At 61.5% G+C, this 23030-nt stretch carries 20 protein-coding genes; 15 read left to right on the top strand and 5 right to left on the bottom strand.

The features are described 5' to 3' along the window. Both FJ970_RS32965 and FJ970_RS32970 read left to right on the top strand, forming a co-directional pair. Positions 1 to 1233, top strand: a complete 1233-nt coding sequence (locus FJ970_RS32965) for an ABC transporter permease (RefSeq protein ID WP_140765834.1) — start codon at positions 1 to 3, stop codon at positions 1231 to 1233. Between the two features lie 4 nt (positions 1234 to 1237). Next, entirely contained in the window at positions 1238 to 2047 is an 810-nt protein-coding gene (locus FJ970_RS32970) for an ABC transporter permease (protein WP_140765832.1), read from the top strand. Positions 2048 to 2094: 47 nt separating this feature from the next. Here FJ970_RS32970 and FJ970_RS32975 read toward each other — a convergent pair whose 3' ends face one another. Beyond that, positions 2095 to 2982 carry a LysR substrate-binding domain-containing protein gene (locus FJ970_RS32975; RefSeq protein WP_140765830.1) on the bottom strand — a complete coding sequence of 296 codons (888 nt, stop codon included), beginning with the start codon at positions 2980 to 2982 and terminating at the stop codon, positions 2095 to 2097. A gap of 100 nt (positions 2983 to 3082) precedes the next feature. After that, positions 3083 to 4297: a M24 family metallopeptidase gene (locus FJ970_RS32980; protein ID WP_227792358.1), complete on the bottom strand. Its 1215-nt coding sequence runs from the start codon at positions 4295 to 4297 to the stop codon at positions 3083 to 3085. Positions 4298 to 4551: 254 nt separating this feature from the next. Here FJ970_RS32980 and FJ970_RS32985 point away from each other — a divergent pair, with 254 nt between their 5' ends. Then, a complete protein-coding gene (locus FJ970_RS32985; RefSeq protein WP_227792280.1) occupies positions 4552 to 5766 on the top strand; it encodes a M24 family metallopeptidase in 1215 nt (404 codons plus the stop codon). Between the two features lie 440 nt (positions 5767 to 6206). Here the strand turns inward: FJ970_RS32985 and FJ970_RS32990 are convergent, their stop codons facing one another. After that, positions 6207 to 6986 (bottom strand): creatininase, encoded by a 780-nt coding sequence (locus tag FJ970_RS32990; protein WP_140765419.1) that lies wholly within the window; start codon positions 6984 to 6986, stop codon positions 6207 to 6209. Between the two features lie 142 nt (positions 6987 to 7128). Here FJ970_RS32990 and FJ970_RS32995 point away from each other — a divergent pair, with 142 nt between their 5' ends. The 5 genes from FJ970_RS32995 to FJ970_RS33015 all read left to right on the top strand — a co-directional run bounded on the left by FJ970_RS32995 (position 7129) and on the right by FJ970_RS33015 (position 12117). Beyond that, positions 7129 to 7998: a LysR substrate-binding domain-containing protein gene (locus FJ970_RS32995; protein ID WP_415752060.1), complete on the top strand. Its 870-nt coding sequence runs from the start codon at positions 7129 to 7131 to the stop codon at positions 7996 to 7998. Positions 7999 to 8089: 91 nt separating this feature from the next. After that, a complete protein-coding gene (locus FJ970_RS33000) occupies positions 8090 to 9226 on the top strand; it encodes a spermidine/putrescine ABC transporter substrate-binding protein (protein WP_140765415.1) in 1137 nt (378 codons plus the stop codon). 130 nt (positions 9227 to 9356) lie between these two features. Further along, positions 9357 to 10202: an ABC transporter permease gene (locus FJ970_RS33005; protein ID WP_140765425.1), complete on the top strand. Its 846-nt coding sequence runs from the start codon at positions 9357 to 9359 to the stop codon at positions 10200 to 10202. After that, positions 10199 to 11020: an ABC transporter permease gene (locus FJ970_RS33010; RefSeq protein WP_140765413.1), complete on the top strand. Its 822-nt coding sequence runs from the start codon at positions 10199 to 10201 to the stop codon at positions 11018 to 11020. The genes FJ970_RS33005 and FJ970_RS33010 overlap by 4 nt, the downstream gene beginning before the upstream one ends. Before the next feature lie 5 nt (positions 11021 to 11025). Beyond that, positions 11026 to 12117 (top strand): ABC transporter ATP-binding protein, encoded by a 1092-nt coding sequence (locus tag FJ970_RS33015; RefSeq protein WP_140765411.1) that lies wholly within the window; start codon positions 11026 to 11028, stop codon positions 12115 to 12117. Between the two features lie 18 nt (positions 12118 to 12135). Here FJ970_RS33015 and FJ970_RS33020 read toward each other — a convergent pair whose 3' ends face one another. Then, complete coding sequence (locus FJ970_RS33020) at positions 12136 to 13137, bottom strand: GlxA family transcriptional regulator (RefSeq protein WP_140765409.1); 1002 nt, start codon at positions 13135 to 13137, stop codon at positions 12136 to 12138. A gap of 122 nt (positions 13138 to 13259) precedes the next feature. Between FJ970_RS33020 and FJ970_RS33025 the strand changes: the two genes are divergently transcribed. The 6 genes from FJ970_RS33025 (at position 13260) to FJ970_RS33050 (ending at position 21161) form a co-directional block, all read left to right on the top strand. Next, a complete protein-coding gene (locus tag FJ970_RS33025) occupies positions 13260 to 14513 on the top strand; it encodes a sarcosine oxidase subunit beta family protein (protein WP_140765407.1) in 1254 nt (417 codons plus the stop codon). Between the two features lie 13 nt (positions 14514 to 14526). Then, the gene (locus tag FJ970_RS33030; protein ID WP_140765405.1) at positions 14527 to 14829 is read left to right on the top strand and encodes a sarcosine oxidase subunit delta; all 303 of its coding nucleotides are present in this window, start codon (positions 14527 to 14529) and stop codon (positions 14827 to 14829) included. Next, positions 14826 to 17825 carry a sarcosine oxidase subunit alpha gene (locus FJ970_RS33035; protein ID WP_140765403.1) on the top strand — a complete coding sequence of 1000 codons (3000 nt, stop codon included), beginning with the start codon at positions 14826 to 14828 and terminating at the stop codon, positions 17823 to 17825. Before FJ970_RS33030 ends, FJ970_RS33035 begins: the two co-directional genes overlap by 4 nt. A gap of 10 nt (positions 17826 to 17835) precedes the next feature. Then, positions 17836 to 18396, top strand: a complete 561-nt coding sequence (locus FJ970_RS33040; RefSeq protein ID WP_140765401.1) for a sarcosine oxidase subunit gamma — start codon at positions 17836 to 17838, stop codon at positions 18394 to 18396. A gap of 17 nt (positions 18397 to 18413) precedes the next feature. Further along, on the top strand, positions 18414 to 19688 hold the full coding sequence (gene glyA / locus FJ970_RS33045; protein WP_140765399.1) for a serine hydroxymethyltransferase: 1275 nt from the start codon (positions 18414 to 18416) through the stop codon (positions 19686 to 19688). 87 nt (positions 19689 to 19775) lie between these two features. Further along, a complete protein-coding gene (locus FJ970_RS33050) occupies positions 19776 to 21161 on the top strand; it encodes an L-serine ammonia-lyase (RefSeq protein WP_140765397.1) in 1386 nt (461 codons plus the stop codon). A 26-nt stretch (positions 21162 to 21187) separates the two neighbouring features. On the opposite strand, the gene FJ970_RS33055 is transcribed toward FJ970_RS33050, so the two are convergent. Continuing rightward, positions 21188 to 22087: a LysR family transcriptional regulator gene (locus tag FJ970_RS33055; protein ID WP_140765396.1), complete on the bottom strand. Its 900-nt coding sequence runs from the start codon at positions 22085 to 22087 to the stop codon at positions 21188 to 21190. Positions 22088 to 22273: 186 nt separating this feature from the next. Between FJ970_RS33055 and FJ970_RS33060 the strand changes: the two genes are divergently transcribed. Beyond that, positions 22274 to 23002 (top strand): isochorismatase family protein, encoded by a 729-nt coding sequence (locus tag FJ970_RS33060; protein ID WP_140765394.1) that lies wholly within the window; start codon positions 22274 to 22276, stop codon positions 23000 to 23002. The last annotated feature ends 28 nt before the right edge of the window (positions 23003 to 23030 follow it).

Here is a 23030-nt window from a genome sequence, read left to right on the forward strand (position 1 = left end):
ATGACCGCCGTCGACACCGATCGCATCAACGTCTTCATGGCCGTGCGTCGTGCCGAACGTCCAGCCAGGCGCGCCGCTCTTACGCTGGCGCTGCCGCTTATTGCCTTTCTGGTCGTCGTCTTCGTCGCGCCGATTCTCTACCTGTTGGTGACGGCCGTCGGAAATCCGGAGACGCGCGAGGTACTGCCGCAGACAATGGTCGCGCTTGAAAGCTGGGATGGTGCGGCCGCGCCGGACGAGGCGGTGTTTGCCGCCTTCGCAGCGGATCTCAAGATCGCCAAGAACAACAGCACGGCTGCCCTGCTTGGCAAGCGCCTGAACTACGAGATATCCGGCATGCGTGGGCGCGTCCTCGCCGCCGCCCGCATGGTCGAGAAACTGGACGTCGGTCCTTACAAGAAAAAGTTCGTCGAACTCGACAAGAACTGGCGATCGCCGGAAATCTGGTCGGTGATCAAGCGTAATTCTTCGGTGCTCACGCCCTACTATCTGTTGACGGCCATTGACCTCAAGCAGGATCCGGATGGTTCGCTTGTGCGTGTCCAGGACGACCAGGCGATCTTCATCAACGTTTTGCTTCGCACACTCTTCGTCGCCGGGCTCGTGACCGCCTTCACGCTGCTTCTTGGCTATCCCGTCGCCTATGTGCTCACCATCGCGCCGAAGGCAATCGCCGGGGTCATGATGCTGATGGTGCTGTTGCCGCTGTGGACGTCGCTGCTGGTTCGTACCACTGCCTGGGTGGTGCTGCTGCAATCGGACGGGGTTATCAACGATCTGCTGATGGCGCTTCACCTGACCAGCGAGAAGGTGCAACTGATCTTTACGCGATTCGGCACGGTCACCGCCATGACCCACATCCAGCTGCCCTTCACAATCCTGCCGATCTATAGTGTGATGCGCTCGATCCCGACCACGCAGCTGCGCGCTGCCCGCTCGCTCGGCGCGCCGCCGCTTTCCGCATTCTGGCGTATCTATGCGCCGCAAACGCTGCCCGGCGTCGTTGCCGGCTGCCTGATGACCTTCATTCTTTCACTCGGCTATTACATCACGCCGGCGCTGGTTGGCGGTCCGCGGGACCAGATGGTCTCCAACTTCATCTCGGTCTACATAAACCGGGATCTCAACTGGGGCCTGGCCGCCGGTCTCGGTGTGGTCCTGCTCGTCGTGACGCTCGCCATTTACCTGTTGTTCCTGCGCCTCGTCGGCGCGGACAAGATCAAGCTGGGGTGACGCCATGTGGCTGCCTTCCTACGCAACGCCGTCCGAACGCCTGATGCGCACACTCGTGGTGGCATTCGCCGTCGCGGTGCTATTGTTCCTGATTGCGCCGCTGTTCATCATCGTGCCGCTCTCCTTCTCCAAGGATCCTTTCTTCACCTTGCCGGTGCGGGAATATTCGTTGCGCTGGTATGCGGATTTCTTTGGCAACGCGCGGTGGATGAACGCCATATTCAACAGCGCGGTGGCGGCGGTGATGACCACGATCCTGGCCACCACGCTCGGCACCTTGGCGGCACTCGGCATTTCGCGGCCCGATTTCCCGGCGCGGCGGCTGGTCATGGCATTGATAATTTCGCCGATGATCGTGCCGATCGTCATCGTGGCTGTCGGCAGCTACCTCTTCTTCGGCCAGTTCGGCTTGACAAACACACGCACTGGCCTCGTCCTGGCGCATACGGCGCTGGCGACGCCGTTCGTCGTTATTACAGTGACAGCAACGTTGTCCACCTACGACACCAACCTTACTCGAGCGGCATTGAGCCTCGGCGCGTCGCCATTATCGACCTTCTTCCGCGTCACTTTACCGAACATCATGCCGGGCGTGGTGTCAGGCGCGATCTTCGCCTTCGCGACCTCTTTCGATGAGGTGGTCGTTGCGCTGTTCATGACGGCCGCCGAGCAGCGTACTCTTCCGGTGCAGATGTTTTCGGGCATCCGCGACCAGATAAATCCGACCATCATGGCGGCCGCCACGCTGCTGCTTGCGCTGTCGATCATCCTGTTCATGATGCTGGCGCTGCTGACCCGGCGTCGGCTGAAGTAGTTGGCTTGCCGCTCCTTCGGTCTCGAGCCGAGAAAGCAGTTCTCAACCTATGTCGCAACGCCTTGGCCGGCGACGAACATGTCGGCAAAACGGGCTGCAAAACTCTGCGCCACGGCCGAACGCTTGCGATCGGGGCTGACATAAATGCCGACCACGACATCGGCGAGCCGGGGAAGATGGTTCGACGGCTCGATGATCCGAAGCTTGTCCGGAATGATCCGGCGCGCCAGAACCGTCACGCCGAAGTCCGCGCCCACGGCAGCCTCCAGGCCGGCGAGGCTTGGGCTTGTGTACACGATCTCAAAATTGCGTCCGTCACGCTGCAGCGCGGTCAGCATGTTGCGGCGGTAGAGGCATCCTTCCGGGTAGCAAACGATGCGCAGCTCATCCTGTGTTCCCCCATCCTCCGGTTGATGGGCGGATTGCGCTCCGGCGACCCAGGCCAGCGTTTCCTTCCAGGTCATGAACGCGCCTTCGGCAGGCCCATCGGGGGTCATCGCCACGACGATGTCGAAGAGACCGTTGCGCAGGCCTTGCAGCAGGTTGTGCGACAGGTCGCAGACGACGTCGAAGGTGAGGTCGCCGCCGTCGCGCGCCAGGCTGGCCATCAGCTTGGGCAAGAAATGATCGGCGTAGTCATTGGGAATGCCGAGCCGTAGCCGGCCCTTGCTGTCACGTTTCGAGAGCTTCAGCATCATGTCGTCATTGAGCGTCAGGATTTGGCGTGCGTAGCCGGCAACGAGTTCGCCCTGTTCCGTGATCTGCGCGCCACCTTCCTTGGTGAAGAGCGAGACGCCAAGCAGATCTTGAAGCCGCCTCATCTGAAGGCTGATCGCCGGCTGCGTGCGGCCGAGTTTTTCGGCGGCCCGCGTGTAACCGCGCAGGTCGATGACGGTGATGAATGCGCGGAGAAGGTCGGTCGGGATGCTGCGCATGGTAAGCTCCACATTTGCCGATTAGATCACGCTGCTCCAAACAAACGCAAGCGGGCCTCCCTTTTCAGGAAGGCCCGCCAAGAGTCGTGGCAATCGGCGATCACGCCTTGACGATGTTGCGCTCAGGGCCGAACGGGAATTTGGTGATGTTTTCCGCCCCATCTTCCGTCATCACCAGAATGTCGTGTTCGCGATAGCCGCCGGCGCCCGGCAGGCCTTCGGGAATGGTCAGCATCGGTTCCATTGAGACGACCATGCCCGGTTGCAGCACGGTGTTGATGTCTTCGCGCAGTTCCACGCCGGCCTCGCGGCCGTAGTAATGCGACAGCACGCCGAAGGAGTGGCCATAGCCGAACGAGCGGTAGCCGAGCAGATTGTGGCTGCGGTAGATTTCGTTCAATTCCGTCGCCACGTCGCCGCAGCGTGCGCCGGGCTTCAGAAGTTCCAGGCCGCGACGGTGGACGTCGCAGTTGATCTCCCAGATGCGCAGGTGCTCGTCGCTGGCGTGGTCGAGGAACAGCGTGCGTTCGAGCGCGGTATAATAACCCGAAATCATCGGGAAGCAGTTGAGCGAGAGGATGTCGCCTTTTTGAACCTTGCGCGAGGTCACCGGGTTGTGTGCGCCGTCGGTGTTGATGCCCGACTGGAACCACACCCAGGTATCCATCAGTTCGGCATGCGGAAAGGTCTTGGCGATATGCCGGACCATGGACTGCGTGCCGGCCAGCGCGACCTCGTACTCGGGAACGTTCGCCCCGATGGCCTTGTAGATGGCGTCGCCGCCGATATCGGCGGTGCGCGCGCCTTCCTTGATTAGGGCGATTTCCTCTGCCGATTTGATGGTGCGCAGCCACATGGTCGGCGCACCAACGTCGACGAACTCGACGTCGGGGAAGGCGTCCTGCAGCAGCTTCCTGAATTCGAGGTTGACGTGGTCGAACTCGATGCCGATCCGCTTCACGCCGGGTAGCGTTTGCTGGAGGGCATAGAAATAGTTGTCACGCTGCCAGTCGGTGTAGGTGATGTTGTCGCCGAAGGTGCGGCGCCAAGGCTGGCCAGCATCGATGCCCGCCGAGACGGACACCGCCTTTTCAGCAGTCACCACGAAGGCGTAGCGGCGGCCGAAATAGCAGAACATGAAGTCCGAGAAGTAACAGATGTTGTGATACGAAGTGAGCACGGCTGCGTCGAGCTTCAGCTCGGCCAGAATGCGGCGAAGGCCGTCCTGGCGCCGGGTCATTTCACCAGCGCTGAAGGTCGGGACCGCCCTCTCGCCATTGTGCATTTTCTGCAGCCGCAACAGTTCGTTGGGCATCCCTTTGGCATAAACGTTCATTTCATTGCTCCGCATCTAAGTGGGTTTCAGGTTGGAAGCGGACTATAGAAATTCGGCCGCGCCGCCGGAAATGAGAAGTCGATATCGAGGGATTAGCGTTCCTAATCGCTCGCCATCGCCCAAACGGCTGACGATCTCCATAACTTGCCGAAATGCAGGTATCAGGTGAATAAATTTTCCTGATGCGCGCGTCGATTGTAGCTTCCTTGCATCAACCTGCAAGGAGCCGCGCGATGACCGATGACATGTTGCACGTTATGGCGTGGCACAATGGCGAAAAGGAGTATTCGCCGTTCTCGGAGGCCGAGATGAAACGCCGCCAAAACGACGTGCGCCGCTGGATGGCTGAGAACTCGGTCGATGCGGTGCTGTTCACCTCCTATCACTGCATCAATTACTACTCGGGCTGGCTGTACTGCTATTTCGGTCGCAAGTACGGCATGGTCATCGACCATGACAGCGCGACGACCATTTCTGCCGGCATCGACGGCGGCCAGCCTTTCCGTCGCAGCTTCGGCGACAACATCACCTACACCGATTGGCGTCGCGACAATTTCTACAGCGCCCTGCGCCAGCTCGCCACTGGCGCCAGGCGGATCGGTATCGAGTTCGACCACGTCAACCTCGACTTCCGCCGTCAGCTCGAGGAGGCGCTGCCGGGCGTCGAGTTCGTCGACATCGCCCAACCGTCCATGTGGATGCGCTCCATCAAGTCGCTGGAAGAGCAAAAGCTGATCCGCGAGGGGGCGCACGTCTGCGATGTCGGCGGTGCCGCTTGCGTGGCTGCCGTGAAGGCCGGCGTGGCTGAGCACGAGGTGGCGATCGCGACGACAAATGCGATGATCCGCGAGATCGCAAAATCGCACCCTTATGTCGAACTGATGGACACCTGGACCTGGTTTCAGTCCGGCATCAACACTGACGGCGCGCACAATCCGGTCACCAACCGCAGCGTCCAGTCAGGCGATATCCTGTCGCTTAACACGTTCCCCATGATCTTCGGCTATTACACCGCGCTCGAACGGACGCTGTTCTGCGACCATGTCGACGACGCCAGCCTCGACATTTGGCAGAAAAATGTCGCGGTTCACCGCCGCGGACTCGAATTGATCAAGCCCGGCGCGCGCTGCAAGGACATCGCGATCGAACTCAACGAAATGTACCGCGCGTGGGATCTGCTGAAATACCGCTCCTTCGGGTATGGCCATTCCTTCGGCGTGCTCTGCCACTATTATGGCCGCGAAGCAGGGGTGGAGCTGCGCGAAGACATCGACACCGTGCTGCAACCCGGAATGGTTGTGTCGATGGAACCGATGGTGATGTTACCGCAAGGCATGCCTGGCGCTGGCGGCTATCGCGAGCACGACATCCTGATCGTGAAGGAGGACGGCGCGGAAAACATCACCAAGTTCCCGTTTGGTCCGGACCATAATGTCATCAGGACCTGACGGGTGTGTTTTACATCCCGCACGATTGGAATCGAGGGACGTCGCAACACGCAAGCCGGCCAGACCCATCGAGGTCACCTGTTTATGGCCTCGCATGCGTGTTTGTCATTTACCTGACAAGAGTGTTCATGTCCGACACCCTCGTGGAGCGCAAGGATGTCTCCTTGGCCCCACCAGGCGAAAATACTGACAAAGAGATAGCGCAGGCGCCACCGAATTGGCCTTTTCCATACTGATTACACTTATCAAGCACCGGCCAGCGTCCATATTTTGATACAGCAACTGCCTGGCAGTATGACCTACCCATCTCTCGACGGCCGGCAGCGGCGGACATTGGTGAGCGCCCCCTACTGGCATGCAGAGGTATCTCCCAGCCTGCCTGCGGACACGGGGTCCTGGGTCAGAATCCCGATCGGCTATCCAACTTGCTGGGTGCAAACTCAGCGCGGAAATTCGACCTGCAATGCCTTGACGATGCCGCTCACGCAAACGTCCAGCAAGATTTCGCCCTTCTCCTTCGAAGCTTCCTTGGGCGATGACAGCGTGCCGCTCGTCGGTGTCCATTCAGGCTTTGGCGGGTAGACATCATAGGGCGGAAAGGTCGCCGGCTCATGATCGATGGCGCGCTCGAGATGAACGAGATTCGGATAGAGTGCCAACATCAGCGATGTTTCGAGCACGCCGCCGTGCTCCAAGTCCCAGCCGGCGAACCCGTTGGGATAAAGACGCGCGATCGTCGCCTTGTCGACGAAATCCCAATAGGACAGCACTACGATCTTCATGTCGCCAATGCCTGACCAGCGCAGTTCGCGCAGCGCCAGATCGATGCCCTCGACGATGAACCATGAGTTTTCAAAATGGCCGTTCATCAAACAGATATTGCGCACGCCATGGCGGGCGAACTCCTTGATGACATCGCGCAGTGCCGCGACCAGTGTAGCGCCATCCAGGCTGGTCGTGCCCGGCAAGTGATTGCCGCCACCCGATTTCTGATGCGACTTGTAGCCATAGGTGAAGGGCGGCGCGACCAGCGCTCCAATCTCTCCGGCGACGCGACGGGAGAATTCGACCGGTAACAGCACATCGACATGCATGGGCATGTGGTGGCCATGCTGTTCCATCGAACCGACAGGGAGGAGGATGGGCACCGAACCGCCACGAACCTTTCCGTCATAGTCCGGCCAAGGCAGCTCGGCGGCAAAAACAGTGGCATCCGGCATGGCGTTCTCCAACTTCAGCTGTTGGATTGATGATTAGTTGCGATGCCCGTATATGAAAAATTGATATTCATCATCCTCGTATGAGAAATCCAAATCCATGCGCAACATAGTCAATTTCCAGACGGACCTCTTGAGGACCTTCGTGTCGGTTATCGATCTCGGTGCCTACACCAAGGCCGGAGACGCGCTCGGGCGCACCCAGCCCGCGATATCGCTCCAGATCCGCCGGCTAGAGGAACTGGTCGGCGCACAACTCATCAGGCAGGTCGGACGCACACTGCTTCTTACCAGCGAGGGGGAGATGCTGTTGAGTTACGCCCGCGAGATGCTGCGGCTCAACGATGAGGCCGCTTCCTATTTCAACCGGTCGAAGATAGCTGGCGTGTTGCGCATCGGCTTGCCGAACGACTACGCGGTCGCTTTCCTGCAGGGCGTGATCACCGAATATACCAGCCAGCATCCGGGCATCTCACTGGAAATCCATTGCGGTTGGAGTGCCGACATTCTCGATCGGCTGCGCGCCGACGAACTCGATCTGGCCGTAGCAATGGTAAACAATGAGCGTTCCCAATATCTGTCGCGGTCGTGGATCGAGCGGCCGATTTGGGCTGCCGCCGAATCCGCGCGCTTTGAGTTGGAAACCGGCGTGCCTTTGGCAGCGCACCCGGAAGGATGTGCCTATCGGGCGCGCATGATCCAGTCTCTGGATGCCGCCCAAATCCGTTGGCGGATTGCCTATACCGGATCCGGCATTGCCGGGCTCCAGAATGCCGTGGTGAACGGCTTTGGCGCCAGCGCGCTGACCCGCTACACAATGCTACCAGGGATGCGAGTGCTTGACGACAGTGACGGGTTCCCAGCACTCGCAGAAATCCGTGTCGGTTTGTTCTACAAGCACCCCAGACTGTCCGACGCAGGTATCCGGCTGGTCAACCATATTGTCTCGCGTCTGGATGAAGCGGGTGTCTCCGGCGACCCCGTGCGCCGGCCAATCGAGCTGAACCGTCAATAAGGTGTGCAAATGCATTTATTATTAGAATTAATTTTTCAAATGGATTGCCCCTTCATACCCTAGCTGAAACTACAAACCAAGGGGAACAATCATGACAATCAAGAAAAGCTTGTCCGGCGTACCCACCCGCCGCGACCTACTGAAGAGTGCAAGCATTTTCGGCGGCGGCGCCCTCGCCATGCCGTTTCTCAGCCGGCTGGCTTTCGCCGAACCGGTCGAGCTCAATATGCTCGCCTGGTACGGTCATGCGGAGCCCGACGTCGTGGCCGAGTTCGAGGCCGCCAACAACGTCAAGTTCAAGCCGAAATATTATACCGGCGGCGACAACATGCTCGGCCTGATTTCCCAGTCACCCCCTGGCACCTTCGACGTCATCCTGTCCGACGCGGAATACGTACAGCAGCTCAACGCTGCCGGCTATATCGAGAAGCTCGACCCGGCAGACTATCGGTTCGACGAGTTCTTCCCAGAGTTCCAGCATTTTCCTGGCCATTGGCAAGGCGACAATCTGTACTCGGTCATTACGCGCTTCGGATTTCTCGGTGTGGCCTACAATACCGAGGCGATCACCGAAAAGGAAGCTTCGACCTACAACATCTACTGGGCTGATAAACTGAAGGGTAAGGTCGGTCATTTCGACTGGCATCTACCAAATCTCGGGCAAATCAGCCTGCTTGACGGCAACGCCAAACCGTACGACATCGATACAGCCGCCTGGGGCGCACTGCAGGAAAAGATGAAGACACTGCGTCCGCAGATCGGTGGATTCTTCGACTATGGCGGCACCTTCTCCTCGCTGCAGAACGGCCAGATGCTGGCGATGGCTGGCATTGGCGACTGGATCACCGGAGCGCTGGAAAAAGGCGGCGCCAAGGTGCGTACCGTAATCCCGGAAGAGGGAGGCCTTCAGTTCACTGAATCCTTCTCCATCGGCAAGGGCTCCACCAAGGCCGATCTGGCGAAGAAATGGATCCAGTACATCACCTCGGCCAAGGGCCAGGTGAAGTCAGCCAACATGGTCGCCTATCCTTGCCTCATCCCCAACAAGAAGGGCTGGGAACTGCTGGCCAAGGAAACGCCGGCGGAAGCCAAGCGCCAAGGCATGCTGCTCAACGAGAGCAACGTCATGGACATGATCCGCGCTGGTCGCATCAAATATCGGCAGTTACCGGTCCAGCAGAGCCTTGAGGACTGGAACGATTTCTGGTCGGATTACAAGGGCGCTTAGAACCCCGGATCGCGATATCTAGACAGCTTCGTGAAACGTGGGGCGGGCCGCTGCGCCCGCCCTTGCATTGCGGCGTGCCTGCGCGGCAGCCAATCAGATGAGCCGTGTTCCAACGGCAGGGCTTGCTTCCATGCGGAAATCGATCACTCTCTACGGGCTGACCTTCTCCTTGCCGATGCTGATCTGGCAGGTGATGTTCTTCCTCGCACCGCTGGTCTTCCTGATCGCGCTGAGCTTCTGGACGGTCCGGAACTTCCGCATGGAGTCGGACTTCAATCCGGACAATTGGGTAAGGATGCTCGGCCGCGGTGTGTTCTGGGACGCCTATTTCCGAACGCTGAAGTTATCCGCCGCCGCCGCCATCATCACCAGTGCGCTGGCCTTTCCCTGCTCCTACGGAATTGCCTTCAAGCTGTCGGATGCGGCACGGCGCTGGGCGGTGTTCCTGATGGTCATTCCGTTCTTTACGTCCTATCTCGTGCGCGTCTATTCCTGGCAGATCTTTCTGTCCGACAATGGCATCTTCAACGCGGCGCTGGCCAGGGCCGGCATCGGTCCTTTCGGCATGCTGAATTCGACTTTCGGCACGTTGATCGGTTACCTGACGCTGAGCTTCCCGCTGGTGGTGCTATTGCAACTGTTCAGCCTGATTTTCGTCGACAGGAACCTGATCGAGGCCGCGCATAATCTGCGCTGCGGGCGGCTGCGTACGGTGTTCGAGGTGGTCGTGCCAGCAGCCAAGGTCGGACTGGTTATCGCCGCGCTGTTCTGCTTCATCCTCACCTTCGGCGACTTCGTCAGTCCACTCTATCTCGGGGGTGGCGACCCGCCGACGCTGTCCATTCTGATCACCGACACCACCAAGTCCGGGCAGCAGTGGCCGCGCGCGGCGGTCATCGCGCTGACCATGATCGCGACCTTGCTGGCGGTGGCCTTCGCGGCCGTGAGCTATGCCTACCGGGAGCGCGGACGATGAGCGACTTCAACCGCAATCGATGGGTCGACTGGGCACTGAAGCTTTACATCGTGCTGTCGTTCGCCTTCATCTTCGCGCCGATCGCGGCGAGCTTCGTCTTCTCGCTCAATGTCGACCGCTTTCCGTCGCTGCCGCTCGGCGGATTCTCGACGGTCTGGTATCAGACGGTCTACGCCGATCCACTGGTGTGGGAAGGCTTGCGCAACACGCTGGTCGTTGGGGCGATCGTCTCCGTGCTGGCGACGGCGATCGGCTTTGGTGCCGCTTACACGGATTTCCGCTACAGGTTCTTCGGCAAGCCGCTCTATCTCGCGCTGGCATTGTTGCCTCCGACCATTCCAGTCGTCATTCTCGGCCTTGCCATGCTGGCCTTCCTGTCGAATGTCAGCCTGTCGGGTGAAATCCATTCCGTCATCATTGCTCATGTGGTTATGTGCGCGCCGTTCGCGATGGCGATCTGTCGGCTCCGCCTGTCGCAGATGGATCCGTCGCTGGAAGCAGCGGCCTGGAACCTCGGCGCCTCGGAATGGATGGCCATGCGGCATGTCATCATTCCGTTCTGCCGTCCGGCGATCTTCGCTGCGCTATTCATCACGATGGCGGTTTCCTTTGATGAGTTCGCCGTGGCCTGGTTCGTGTCGGGGCTGCACGAAACGCTACCGGTAAAGGTGCTCGGCTTCCTGCAGGGCCAGGTTAGCCCGCGCATCAATGTCATCGGCACCTTCGTCTTCCTTGCTTCGATGACACTGGTGATACTCGCCCAACTCCTTCTTATGAAACGCAGTCCTGCCCTCAAGAGCGGCGGCAAAGCGGAGTGACAGCCATGACCGAAGAAGCCCTTGTCGTTTTTGACGGAGTGGTCAAAAGTTTCGGCAGTTTCGTTGCCGTCGAGCGTATGGACCTCGACATTCGCAAGGGTGAGTTCCTCGCCATCATGGGCTCGAGCGGTTGCGGCAAGACGACGACGCTGCGCATGCTTGCCGGTCTCGAGGCGCCGACCGAAGGCGAAATTCGCCTCGCCGGCAAGCGCATCAACGATCTACCGACGTGGCGACGCGACACGCCAATGGTATGGCAAAGCCTGGCGCTGTTTCCGTTCCTGACGGTGCGCGAGAATGTCGAATTCAGCCTGCGCATGCGCGGCGTCGACAAGGCCGAACGCGTCCGGCGCGTCGACAAATGGCTGGAACGCATGCAGATCACCGAATTCGCCGACCGCAATATCGCGCACCTTTCCGGCGGCCAGCGCCAGCGCGTGGCGCTCGCCCGCTCGCTGGTAACAGAGCCCGAAATCCTCTTGCTCGACGAGCCACTGTCGGCGCTCGACGCGCATCTCAAGGTGCGCATGCAGACCGTTCTGTCGAATCTGCAGAAGGAGCTCGGAATCACTTTCGTCTACGTCACCCATAGCCAGTCCGAGGCGTTCTCGATGGCCGACCGCGTCGTCATCATGAGCCGCGGCCGCATCGAACAGATCGGCAATCCGCAGGAGATCTATCGCGCGCCCCGCACCCGGTTCGTAGCCGAGTTCTTGGGTTCGTCGAATGTCTTCGCCGGCAAAGTTTCGTCGGTAGCCACCGATGCCATCAGGATCGCCACGCCCGCGGGCGAATTCGACGTCGCGCGCAATCCGACCAAGACATTGGCAAAGGGCGACAAGGCGACTTTCGTGGTCTCTGGCGACAGGGTGCAACTCACCAGTCGCCGGCCGAGTTCCGGCAATGCCATGCACGCCTCGGTGGTGGGCGAAGAATTCGTCGGCGCCACCGCTGTCGTCCATCTTGAAGGCGCAGACGGGCTAGAGCTCAAGGCACAGAAAAGCCATGACGAACTGGAACAGCTCAACCTGACGCCTGGCGCGAAAATCTGGATGTCCTGGCGCCCTGAGGCGAGCCATATCCTCCCTGGCGAATAAGACGCCGTATCCAACTCACTAAGCGTTGCCTCGAAAGGTCGCCGGCGTCACGCCGCGGCGCTCGCGGAAGGCGCGGATGAAGTGGGACGAATCGCAAAAGCCGGTCGAGTTGGCGATTTCGGTTACCGAATTCGGTGTGTTCTTGAGCAGGAACTCACCATATTCAAGACGCATGATCTTGTAGGCCACGGTCGGTGCCATGCCGATGGTGCGCTGGAAATGCCTTTCAAGCTGCCGCCGGTTAACGCCGAGGCGCCTGGCAAGTTCGTCGACGGCAATCGGAGTGTCGATGGCCTGCTGCATCAGAAGCAGCGCTTTCTTCACCATCGGGTCGTCGGTGTGCAGGTCGAGCGGTATCCCCGGCTGCGGTGTCTCGGCCCGCTCGGCCTCGTCGATGATCATGATATGCAGGCTCTTGCGGGCCTGTGCGCGCCCGACATGCTTGTCGACCAGATAAGCGGCGAGATGCGCCGAACTGGCGCCGCCCGAACAGGTCAGCCGGTCGCGGTCAACAACGAAGATCTGGTCGGAGACCGGTTTTAGCCCGTCGAACTGTTCCAGAAAATCGTCGTGGTGGAACCAGCTGACGCAGCACTTGTAGCCGTCCATCAGGCCGGCGCGGTGCAGAGCGAAGGCGCCGGTGCAGACACCGATCATTGGTATGCCGGCACTCGCCGCCCGGTGCAGGAACCGCACATAGTCCGGATGCAGGTTTTCTATCTCGTCGATCAGCCCGCCAACCACCACGATGTAGTCGAAGCGAGCCGGATCGCCCAGCCGCTCCTCGGGCTGAACCGCGATGCCAGAACTGGAGATGATGGGATCCATCGTGGCGGACAGCACGCGCCAGCCGCAGAGGATCGGCCGGCTGCGGTCGCCTTCGTCGGCGGAGAGACGAAGCACGTCGACAAAATTGGCGAAGGCGCACAGCGTAAAGCGCCGGGCCAGGATAAACCCGACTGAGAGACGCCTTGAGCCGCCACGCTTTGGTGCAGGTCTCGAGATTGTCCGTGTTTCCATCGTGCCGGGTCCAGTTAGCGCAAGTCTGCCTGTCGCACTGGTAATATTACTATGACGCAAGCGTTCTGTCCAAGACTTGGCGTTGCGTGAATAATCCCGGCATGTTGAACCCGGGGTAGGTCATGACCCGTTTTTCGTTTTCCGCGCTTTTGCGCAATGCCGCGACCGGCAACAAGAGCTGGCAGCCGCAATGGCCGGATGCCGAGCCGAAGGCCGAATACGATGTCGTCATCGTCGGCGCCGGCGGTCACGGGCTTGGTGCCGCCTATTATCTCGCCAAGGAACATGGCATCACCAATGTCGCCATTATCGACAAGGGCTGGCTGGGCGGCGGCAACACCGGCCGCAACACCACAATCATCCGCTCCAACTACCTCTATGACGAGAGCGCCAGGCTCTATGACCACGCCCTCGACCTGTGGGAAGGCTTGAGTCAGGAGCTGAACTACAACGTCATGTTCTCGCAGCGCGGCGTGATGATGTTGGCGCACTCCGTCCATGACGTGCAGAGCTTCAAGCGTCATATCCACTCCAACCGGCTGAACGGCGTCGACAATGAATGGCTGACTCCGGAGCAGGCCAAGGCCTATTGCCCACCACTCAATATCGCTAGCGACGCGCGCTATCCGGTGATGGGAGCGGCGCTGCAGCGGCGCGGCGGCGTCGCCCGCCACGATGCGGTCGCCTGGGGCTATGCAAGGGGCGCGGCGGCGCGCGGCGTCGATATCATCCAGAACTGCCCGGTGACTGCGATCCGCCGCGACACCTCGGGCAAGGTCATCGGCGTCGACACGCCGCGCGGCTTCATCAAGGCGAAGAAGGTGGCGGTGTCGGCCGCAGGCCATACCTCCGTGGTCATGGACACCGCCGGAGTTCGCCTGCCGCTGGAGAGTTTTCCGCTGCAGGCGCTGGTGTCAGAGCCGGTGAAGCCGATCTTCCCCTGCGTCGTCATGTCGAACACGGTGCATGCCTATATGAGCCAGTCCGACAAGGGCGAACTGGTCATTGGCTCGGGCACCGACCAGTATGTTTCGTACAGCCAGCGCGGCGGCCTGCCGCTTATCGAGCACACCATCGCGGCAATTTGCGAGGTGTTCCCGATCTTCACGCGCATGCGCATGCTGCGCAAATGGGCCGGCATCGTCGACGTCACACCGGACCGTTCGCCGATCATCGGCAAGACGCCGGTGGCAGGGCTCTATGTCAATTGTGGCTGGGGCACCGGCGGCTTCAAGGCGACGCCTGGTGCGGCGCATATCTTCGCCCATACCATCGCCCGCGACGAACCGCACCCGATCAACGCGCCCTATACGCTCGAGCGCTTCACCACCGGCCGGCTGATCGACGAAGCCGCCGCCGCCGCCGTCGCCCATTGAGGGGAGAAAAAAGATGCTGCTTATCCGCTGCCCTTACTGCGCGGCCGAACGGCCGGAACTGGAATTCAGCTATGCCGGCGAGGCGCATGTTTCCCGCCCAGCCGATCCCTCCGCACTCAGCGACGACGAATGGAAGAACTTCCTGTTTGTCCGTTCGAATGCACGCGGCACGCATTTCGAACGGTGGCGCCACATGCATGGCTGCGGCCGCTTCTTCAATGCCGTGCGCGACACGGTCAGCGACCGGTTCGCCATGACCTACAAGGCTGGGATGGCGCGCCCGACGGAAACCGAGATCAGGGAAGCGCGTTCATGAACAGCTATCGCGTATCCGGCAAGGGCCGCGTCGACCACAAGCGGACGGTCCGCTTCACCTTCAACGGCGAAACCTTCGAGGGCCGTCAGGGCGACACGCTGGCCTCGGCGCTGCTCGCCAATGGCGTCCACCTCATCGGCCGCTCGTTCAAGTATCACCGGCCGCGCGGTTTCCTTTCCGCCGGATCGGAAGAGCCCAATGCGCTCGTCGGCGTCGATCGCGGCGTCGGCCGGTCCGAGCCCAACACTCGGGCGACAGTGCTCGAAATCTTCAACGGGCTGAACACGATCAGCCAGAACCACTGGCCATCTCTGAAGCGCGATATCGGCGCCATCAATGATCCGCTCTACATGCTGTTTTCGGCAGGCTTCTACTACAAGACTTTCATGTGGCCGAAGTCCTTTTGGAACAAGGTCTATGAGCCGTTCATCCGAGGTGCCGCCGGTCTCGGCAAGTCGCCCTCGCTTCCCGATCCCGACAGCTATGCCAGCCGTTTCGCCCATTGCGACGTGCTGGTGGTAGGCTCCGGTCCGGCCGGGCTTGCGGCGGCTCTGGAAGCGGGAAAGAGCGGCGCCAAGGTTATCCTTGTCGACGAGAATCCGGAATTCGGCGGCTCGCTGCTTAGCGAACCCGACGCCGAGATCAACGGCCTGCCGGCCTGGGATTGGCTGACACAGACCAGCGCCGCACTTGCCGCGATGAAGAATGTCACGCTGCTCACCCGCACCACGGCAATCGGCTATTATCACCAGAACTTCGTCGGCCTGTGCCAGCGCCTGACTGATCACCTTTCCGAACCGTCCGACGGGGCTCCGCGCGAACGGCTGTGGAAAGTACGGGCAAAACAGGTCGTGCTGGCGCAAGGGTCGATCGAGAAGCCGCTGGTGTTCGACGGCAACGACCGCCCGGGCATCATGCTGGCAGGCTCGGCGCGCACCTATCTCAACCGCTACGGGGTCAAGGTTGGCAACCGGCCGGTGGTCGTCACCTCGCACGATTCGGCCTGGCTGACCGCCTTCGATCTGGCGCAGGCCGGCGCCAAGATCGCAGCGATCGTCGACATCCGCGCCAAGGTTCCGGAGTACCTCGTCAAGCGCGCCAGGGCGTTGGGCATCGAAACCCTATGCGGCTGGACTGTAACCGGAACCAAAGGGCGTCTTCGCGTCAGCTCCGTGCGGGTCAACCCGATCGCAGCCGGCGGCCAGGTCGGTCCGGCCCGGACGATCGCCTGCGACGCGCTGCTGATGTCGGGCGGCTGGACGCCGAGCGTCCACTTGTTCTCGCACACCAAGGGCAAGCTCGACTGGAACGAGGATCGGCAGATGTTTCTGCCGGGCGCGCGCACCGAAGACAGCCGCTGCGCCGGCGCCGGCAATGGCAACTTCGGTCTGGAGGAGTCGCTGCTGGAAGGCGCTTCGGCTGGAGCCGGCGCCGCGACTGAGGCCGGCTTCAGCGCCAGTGCCGGTTCCTACGCGGTGGAAGGCGAGGTGCTCTGCACTGGTGCCAGCAACTGCGAACTGCCGTCGGACAAGAACGCGTCCTGGGCCAAGGCCTTTGTCGACTTCCAAAACGACGTAACCGCCAAGGACATTCGGCTTGCCGTGCGTGAGGGCTTCAAGTCGATCGAGCACATCAAGCGCTACACGACCACCGGCATGGCGACCGATCAGGGCAAGACCTCCAACATCAATGGTCTCGCCATCGCGTCCGATGCGGTCAAGCGGCCGGCGCCGTCGGTCGGGCTGACCACGTTCCGCCCGCCTTATACGCCGACCACGTTCGGCGCCTTCGCCGGCTACAATCGCGGCGACCTGTTCGAAGTCACGCGCAAGACGGCGATCGACAGCTGGGCCGAGGAGAATGGCGCGGTCTATGAGCCGGTCTCGCTGTGGCGGCGTGCCTGGTATTTCCCCAAGAGCGGAGAGGACATCCACCAGGCGGTGGGGCGCGAATGCAGGGCGACGCGCCAGTCGCTCGGCATGTTCGACGCTTCGACGCTGGGCAAGATCGAGATCGTTGGTCCGGACGCCGCCGAGTTCATGAACCGCATGTATACCAACGCCTGGACCAAGCTGGCGCCGGGGCGGCTGCGCTACGGATTGCTGCTCGGCGAGGACGGTTTCATCCGCGACGACGGCGTCATCGGCCGGCTTTCGACGGACCGCTTCCATGTGACGACCACGACGGGCGGTGCGGCCCGCGTGCTGGGCATGATGGAAGACTATCTCCAGACCGAATGGCCCGAGCTGAAGGTCTGGTTGACCTCAACCACCGAACAATGGGCGGTGATCGCGCTGAACGGCCCGAACGCCCGCAAGCTGCTCGAGCCGCTGGTCGAAGGCATCGACCTCAGCAACGACGCATTCCCGCATATGTCGGTCGCCGAGGGCAAGATCTGCGGCGTGCCGACGAGGCTGTTCCGCGTCTCCTTCACCGGCGAACTCGGCTTCGAGGTCAACGTGCCGGCGCGCTATGGCCGCGCCGTCTGGGAAGCGCTGTACGAGGCTGGCCCCAAATACGGCATCACGCCTTATGGCACCGAGACGATGCATGTGCTGCGCGCCGAGAAGGGATACATCATCGTCGGCCAGGACACCGACGGCACCGTGACACCAGATGATGCCAGCCTCGTCTGGGCAATCGGAAAGACCAAGCCGGATTTCGTCGGCAAGCGCTCGCTTGCCCGCCCGGACATGCTCAAGGCCGACCGCAAGCAACTGGTCGGGTTGCTCACCAGCGATCCGAAAACCGTACTGGAGGAGGGGGCTCAGATCGTTCTCGACCCGAGCCAGCCGGTGCCGATGAAAATGGTTGGCCACGTCACCTCGTCCTACTGGAGCGAGACGCTCGGGCGATCAATTGCACTTGCCATCGTCGCGGGTGGACGGGCGAAGGAAGGCCAGACCATTCACGTGCCGATGCCGGACAGAACCCATGCAGCCGAGATCGTCGGCATGGTGTTCGTCGATCCAGAAAACAAGCGCCTTAACGCCTAGGAGACCCATCATGCTTCAGGAACGCCACCCGCTGATGGGGCAGCGGATTTCGCTTGCAAAGCGGTCCTCCCTTACCATCCACGACGCCGAGGATTGGGCACGCTTCAACTTCCGCATCGCGCCGGAAAACCTGGGAGCTGCCTCGAAAGCCTTTGGCTGCGCACTGCCGGCGACGATCGGCGCCACGGCGACTTCGGGTGGCAGGCTGGCGCTTTGCCTCGGTCCGGACGAGTGGCAGCTCTACGCGCTGATCGCCGAAAGCCGCGCCATCGAAGCGACCTTCGCCGCTTTCTACGCGAACTGTCCGCACAGTCTGGTCGATGTCGGCCATCGCGAAATCGGCATCGCCGTCGAAGGAGAGGCGGCTGTGCTGGCGCTGCGCTCGGCTTGTGCCTTCGATTTCGACGCAATGCCTTCGGGAACCGGAACGCGCACCCTCTTCGACAAGGCGCAGGTCATCTTGATCCGTCACGACGAGCACCGTTTCCGCATCGAGGTCTGGCGCTCATTCGCCGATCACGTCTGGGGATTGCTGCGGGCGACCAGCCGCGAAATCGCGCTCGGCATCTGAGAACACGGAAGAAATAAATGACCCTGCACCAGACACGCTTGAATGCCCCACTCGGCGACGCCGAGATCGCGGCTTCCATTGGCCGCGAACTCGACCGGCAGATGAACCAGATCGAACTGATTGCGTCTGAAAACATCGTCTCGAACGACGTGCTTCTGGCGCAAGGGTCGGTGCTGACCAACAAATACGCCGAGGGCTATCCGGGCCGCCGCTACTATGGCGGCTGCGAATTCGTCGACGAGGTCGAGACGATCGCCATCGACCGCGCGAAAAAGCTGTTCGGCGCCGGCTTTGCCAATGTCCAGCCGCATTCGGGCGCGCAAGCCAACCAGGCGGTGTTCCTGGCGCTGCTCAACCCGGGCGACCGCATCATGGGCATGTCGCTGGCGCATGGCGGGCATCTCACCCATGGCTCGCCGGTGACGATGTCGGGCAAATGGTTCGACGTCGTCAGCTACGAGGTGCGCCAGTCGGACCAGCAGATTGACTACGATCTGCTCAGGCGAAACGCGCTGGAAACGAGGCCGAGACTTATCATCGCCGGCGCTTCAGCCTATCCGCGGGCCATCGATTTCGCCGCCTTCCGGGGAATAGCCGACGAGGTCGGCGCCTATCTGATGGTCGACATGGCCCACTATGCCGGGTTGATCGCCGCCGGCCTCTATCCCGATCCGCTGCCGCACGCCCACGTCGTCACCACCACGACCCACAAGACGCTGCGCGGCCCCCGCGGCGGCATGATCCTGACCAATGATGAGGCGCTGGCGAAGAAGTTCAACTCGGCAGTGTTTCCAGGCAATCAGGGCGGGCCGCTCATGCATGTCATCGCCGCCAAGGCGGTCGCCTTCGGTGAGGCGTTGCGGCCCGACTTCAAAACTTACGCCCGCCAGGTGATCGGCAATGCCAGGGTGCTCTGCGAGACGCTGATTTCGGGAGGCCTCGACATTGTCTCGGGCGGCACCGACTGCCACATGGTGCTGGTCGACCTGCGGCCGAAGATCGTCAAGGGCCGCGATGCCGAGCAGGCACTGGAGCGCGCCGGATTGACCTGCAACAAGAACTCGATACCCTTCGATCCGGAGAAGCCGGCAGTCACCTCCGGCGTGCGGCTGGGCACCTCGGCCGGCACGACGCGCGGCTTCGGCGAGACCGAATTCCGCCGCGTCGGCGAACTGATCCTCACTGTCATCGAGGCGCTGGCCGAGGCCGGGCCGCAAGGCAATCGCACCGTCGAGGAGAAGGCTCTGGCCGAGGTTCGCAGCCTCTGCTGTCGCTTTCCGATCTATCGATAGCACCGGCCTGACGCCCGTTTCCAAATGACTTTCGCCATGCCAAGGGGCAGGGCGGTGGTTCCTGCTGTAGCCAGTCGGGATGTTCACATGTTCCTTAGCGTATTCGACATCTTCAAGATCGGCATTGGCCCATCGTCTTCCCACACCATGGGGCCGATGACGGCGGCAGTGCGGTTTCTGCAGATGCTGCGTGATCGCGGCAGGGGCGTTCAGGCCACCAGCCTGCGAGTGACGCTTCACGGTTCATTGGCCTTCACCGGCAAGGGCCACGCGACGGACCGAGCGGTGGCGCTCGGACTGCTAGGCTACGCGCCAGCCGATCTCGACGTCGATGCGGCCGAGCAGCGCTTGCTCGATCTTAGCCAGACCAGAACACTGCGACCGCTCGGCTTGCCGCCGCTCGCCTTCGATCCGTCTGCTGACGTCGTCTTCGACTATGGGCCGCCGCTGCCGGGGCATGCCAACGGCCTGATCTTCGAGGCCTTCGATGCCGATGCCAAGGTCTGCTTGACTGAGACCTTCTATTCGATTGGCGGTGGGTTCGTCGTCACGGCTGCGGAGCGCGCGGCGCCAGAAGCGGCAACAGCCGGTGAAATAGCAGCCTGGCCCTATCCATTCGATAACGCCATTTCGATGCTGCGCATGGCAAAAGAAAGCGGCGAGTCGGTCGCGGCGATGAAACGGGCGAACGAACTTGTGGCGCGGCAGCCGCGCGAGTTTGAGGAGGGCATCGAGCGGACCTGGACGACGATGAGCCGCTGCATCGACCGTGGGCTCGCGCTTGACGGCGAACTGCCGGGCGGCCTTCGCGTCAGGCGACGCGCCAAGAAAATCCTCCAGCAACTTGAGCAGGAACGCGGCTCGAACCGGACGCAGCCGCACTTCGCCTCCGACTGGCTTAGCGTCTATGCCATGGCGGTCAACGAGGAGAATGCTGCCGGGGGCAAGGTGGTCACAGCGCCGACCAATGGTGCCGCCGGCGTCGTGCCGGCGGTATTGCGCTACTATCTTGACCATTGCGTCGGCGCTGATCCGGCACGTGTTTCGGAGTTTCTGCTTACCGCCGCCGCCATCGGGGGACTAATCAAGCACAATGCCTCGATCTCGGGCGCGGAAGCCGGCTGCCAGGGCGAGGTCGGCTCGGCGGCAGCGATGGCCGCTGCCGGACTCTGTGCGGTCCTCGGCGGCACACCGGAGCAGGTGGAGAACGCAGCCGAGATCGCATTGGAACACCACCTCGGCATGACGTGCGATCCTGTCGCGGGGCTGGTCCAGGTACCTTGCATAGAGCGCAATGGTATCGGCGCCACCAAGGCGGTCGCGGCCGCGTCGCTGGCGTTGCGCGGCGACGGTTCCCATTTCATGCCGCTCGACAACTGCATCGAGGCGATGCGCCAGACCGGCGAGGAAATGAGCACAAAATTCAAGGAAACCAGCCTCGGAGGCCTCGCCGTCAACCTGCCGGAGTGCTGAGCACGTTCGCCAGGACAGGCAGGCACTCAGCCGCGCGCGGGAAGGTTTTTTGCGACTTCGACGAAATGCCGGACCGCCTTTGCCCGGTTGGCGCGCTTCCAGACAAGGACTGTCTGGATTCGGAAATCGGGATGTATGATCGGCCGCACCTCGACGTTGCGCCCCAGAAAACCGATCAGGCTCTCGGGGTAAACCGTTACACCGAGGCCAGCTGCCACCAGGCCGAGCAAGGCGAGTGTATTGGAAGCCTCAAGCTTGATGTTGAGCGGCACGCCTTCGCCAGAAAACATGTCGTTCAGCCGCCACCGATAGGCCTCCCACTCGATCATGTCGCCCAGGATCAACTCCTCTTCGGCCAAATCCGCCGGGCGGACCTCGTGCAGTCGGGTGAACCGGTGATTTCTCGGCGTCACCACATAAAGCGGATCTGCGGTCAGCAGCAGGCTGTGGAAGTCGCTGTGGTCGAACGGGCCGATCATGTAGCCGATGTCCACCTCGTCGTGCGCCAGCGCCAGCTTCTGACCCTGCGTGCGGATATAACGCAAATTGACCTCGACATGCGGGTAGAGCCGGCGGAACCGCGACACCGCATGCGGCATCAGCTCGGTCGCCGCGAAGGCCATGTAGCTGAGGCGCAGAATGCCGGTCTTGCCTTCGGCGACCAGTTTTGCCGCTTTCACCGAACGCGAATAGTTCTGCAGCAGCCGGGCGTTCTCCTCATAAAAGGTGCGCCCCGCCGGGGTCAGCGAAACCTCGCGCGTGGTCCGTTCGAACAGCGCGAATCCAAGAATGTGCTCCAGCTTCTGGATGCGACGGGTCAGCGCCGACTGGTCGAGATTGAGCCTTTCGGCGCTGCGCCTGAAATTGAGCTCTTCGGCCACGACCGTGAAGGAATGAGTCAATTCAAGGCCGGCTTCAGCATCCATTGCGCGCACCCAACTTCAAGCACAGCAATCTATCGATTGATGCGTCACGTGCAACAATAATTGGCAAGACACCAATTCAGCGCGGGCCCGTCGTGCGGCATTGTCTTCACGGATAACCCAACGGGATCCCCCGCAGGTCATCGGAGCAATCAATCAAGGCCTCGCGGCCGATCAAGAGGAACAGCCATGAGTGACGTAGACAACAAAGAACTCGACCGCATGCTGCAGAAGGCCTTCGAGGCGTCGACCAAGATTTATCAGGAGCGCGGCTTCCAGCGCCGTGTCGGCTTCGGCAAGCGGCCGGCCTTGATCAGCGTTGACCTGGCCAACGCATGGACGCGCCCCGGCAATCCGTTTACCTGCGACCAGGAAGCCATGGACAAGGAGATCATCCCTGGCATGCAGCGCCTTCTCGAGGCTTGCCGCGCCAATGGTCATCCAGTCATCCATGTGACGACGGCCTACGAGATCACCGATCGCAATGCTGGCTTCACCGACATGGGCCTGTGGCACTGCAAGATCCCGATCGATGTCGTCGACCTGAAGAACAAGGATCTGTGGGCGATCGACTCTCGCATCGCGCCGATCGAGGGCGAATACACGATGCTCAAGAAGCGCGCGAGCTCCTTCCATGGCACCGGCCTTGCAGGTCTGTTGCGCGCTGCCGGCGTCGACACTATCCTAGTCACCGGCGTGACCGCCACGGCATGCGTTCGCACCACGATCTGCGACGGTCTCGCCGATGGCTTCCGCACCATCGCGGTGCGCGAGTGCATCGGTGACCGTGTGCCTGGCGCCGTCGCCTGGAACCTCTACGACATCGACGCCAAATTTGCCGACGTCCATAGCGTCGACGAATGCGTCGATTATCTCAACAAGGTCAACGACACCGCCTCGCGTATCGCGGCGGAGTAGCAATTGGGCGCGTCCCTTGGGACGCGCC

Origin of the sequence: Mesorhizobium sp. B2-1-8 (assembly GCF_006442545.2) — a bacterium.
Taxonomy (GTDB): Bacteria; Pseudomonadota; Alphaproteobacteria; order Rhizobiales; family Rhizobiaceae; genus Mesorhizobium.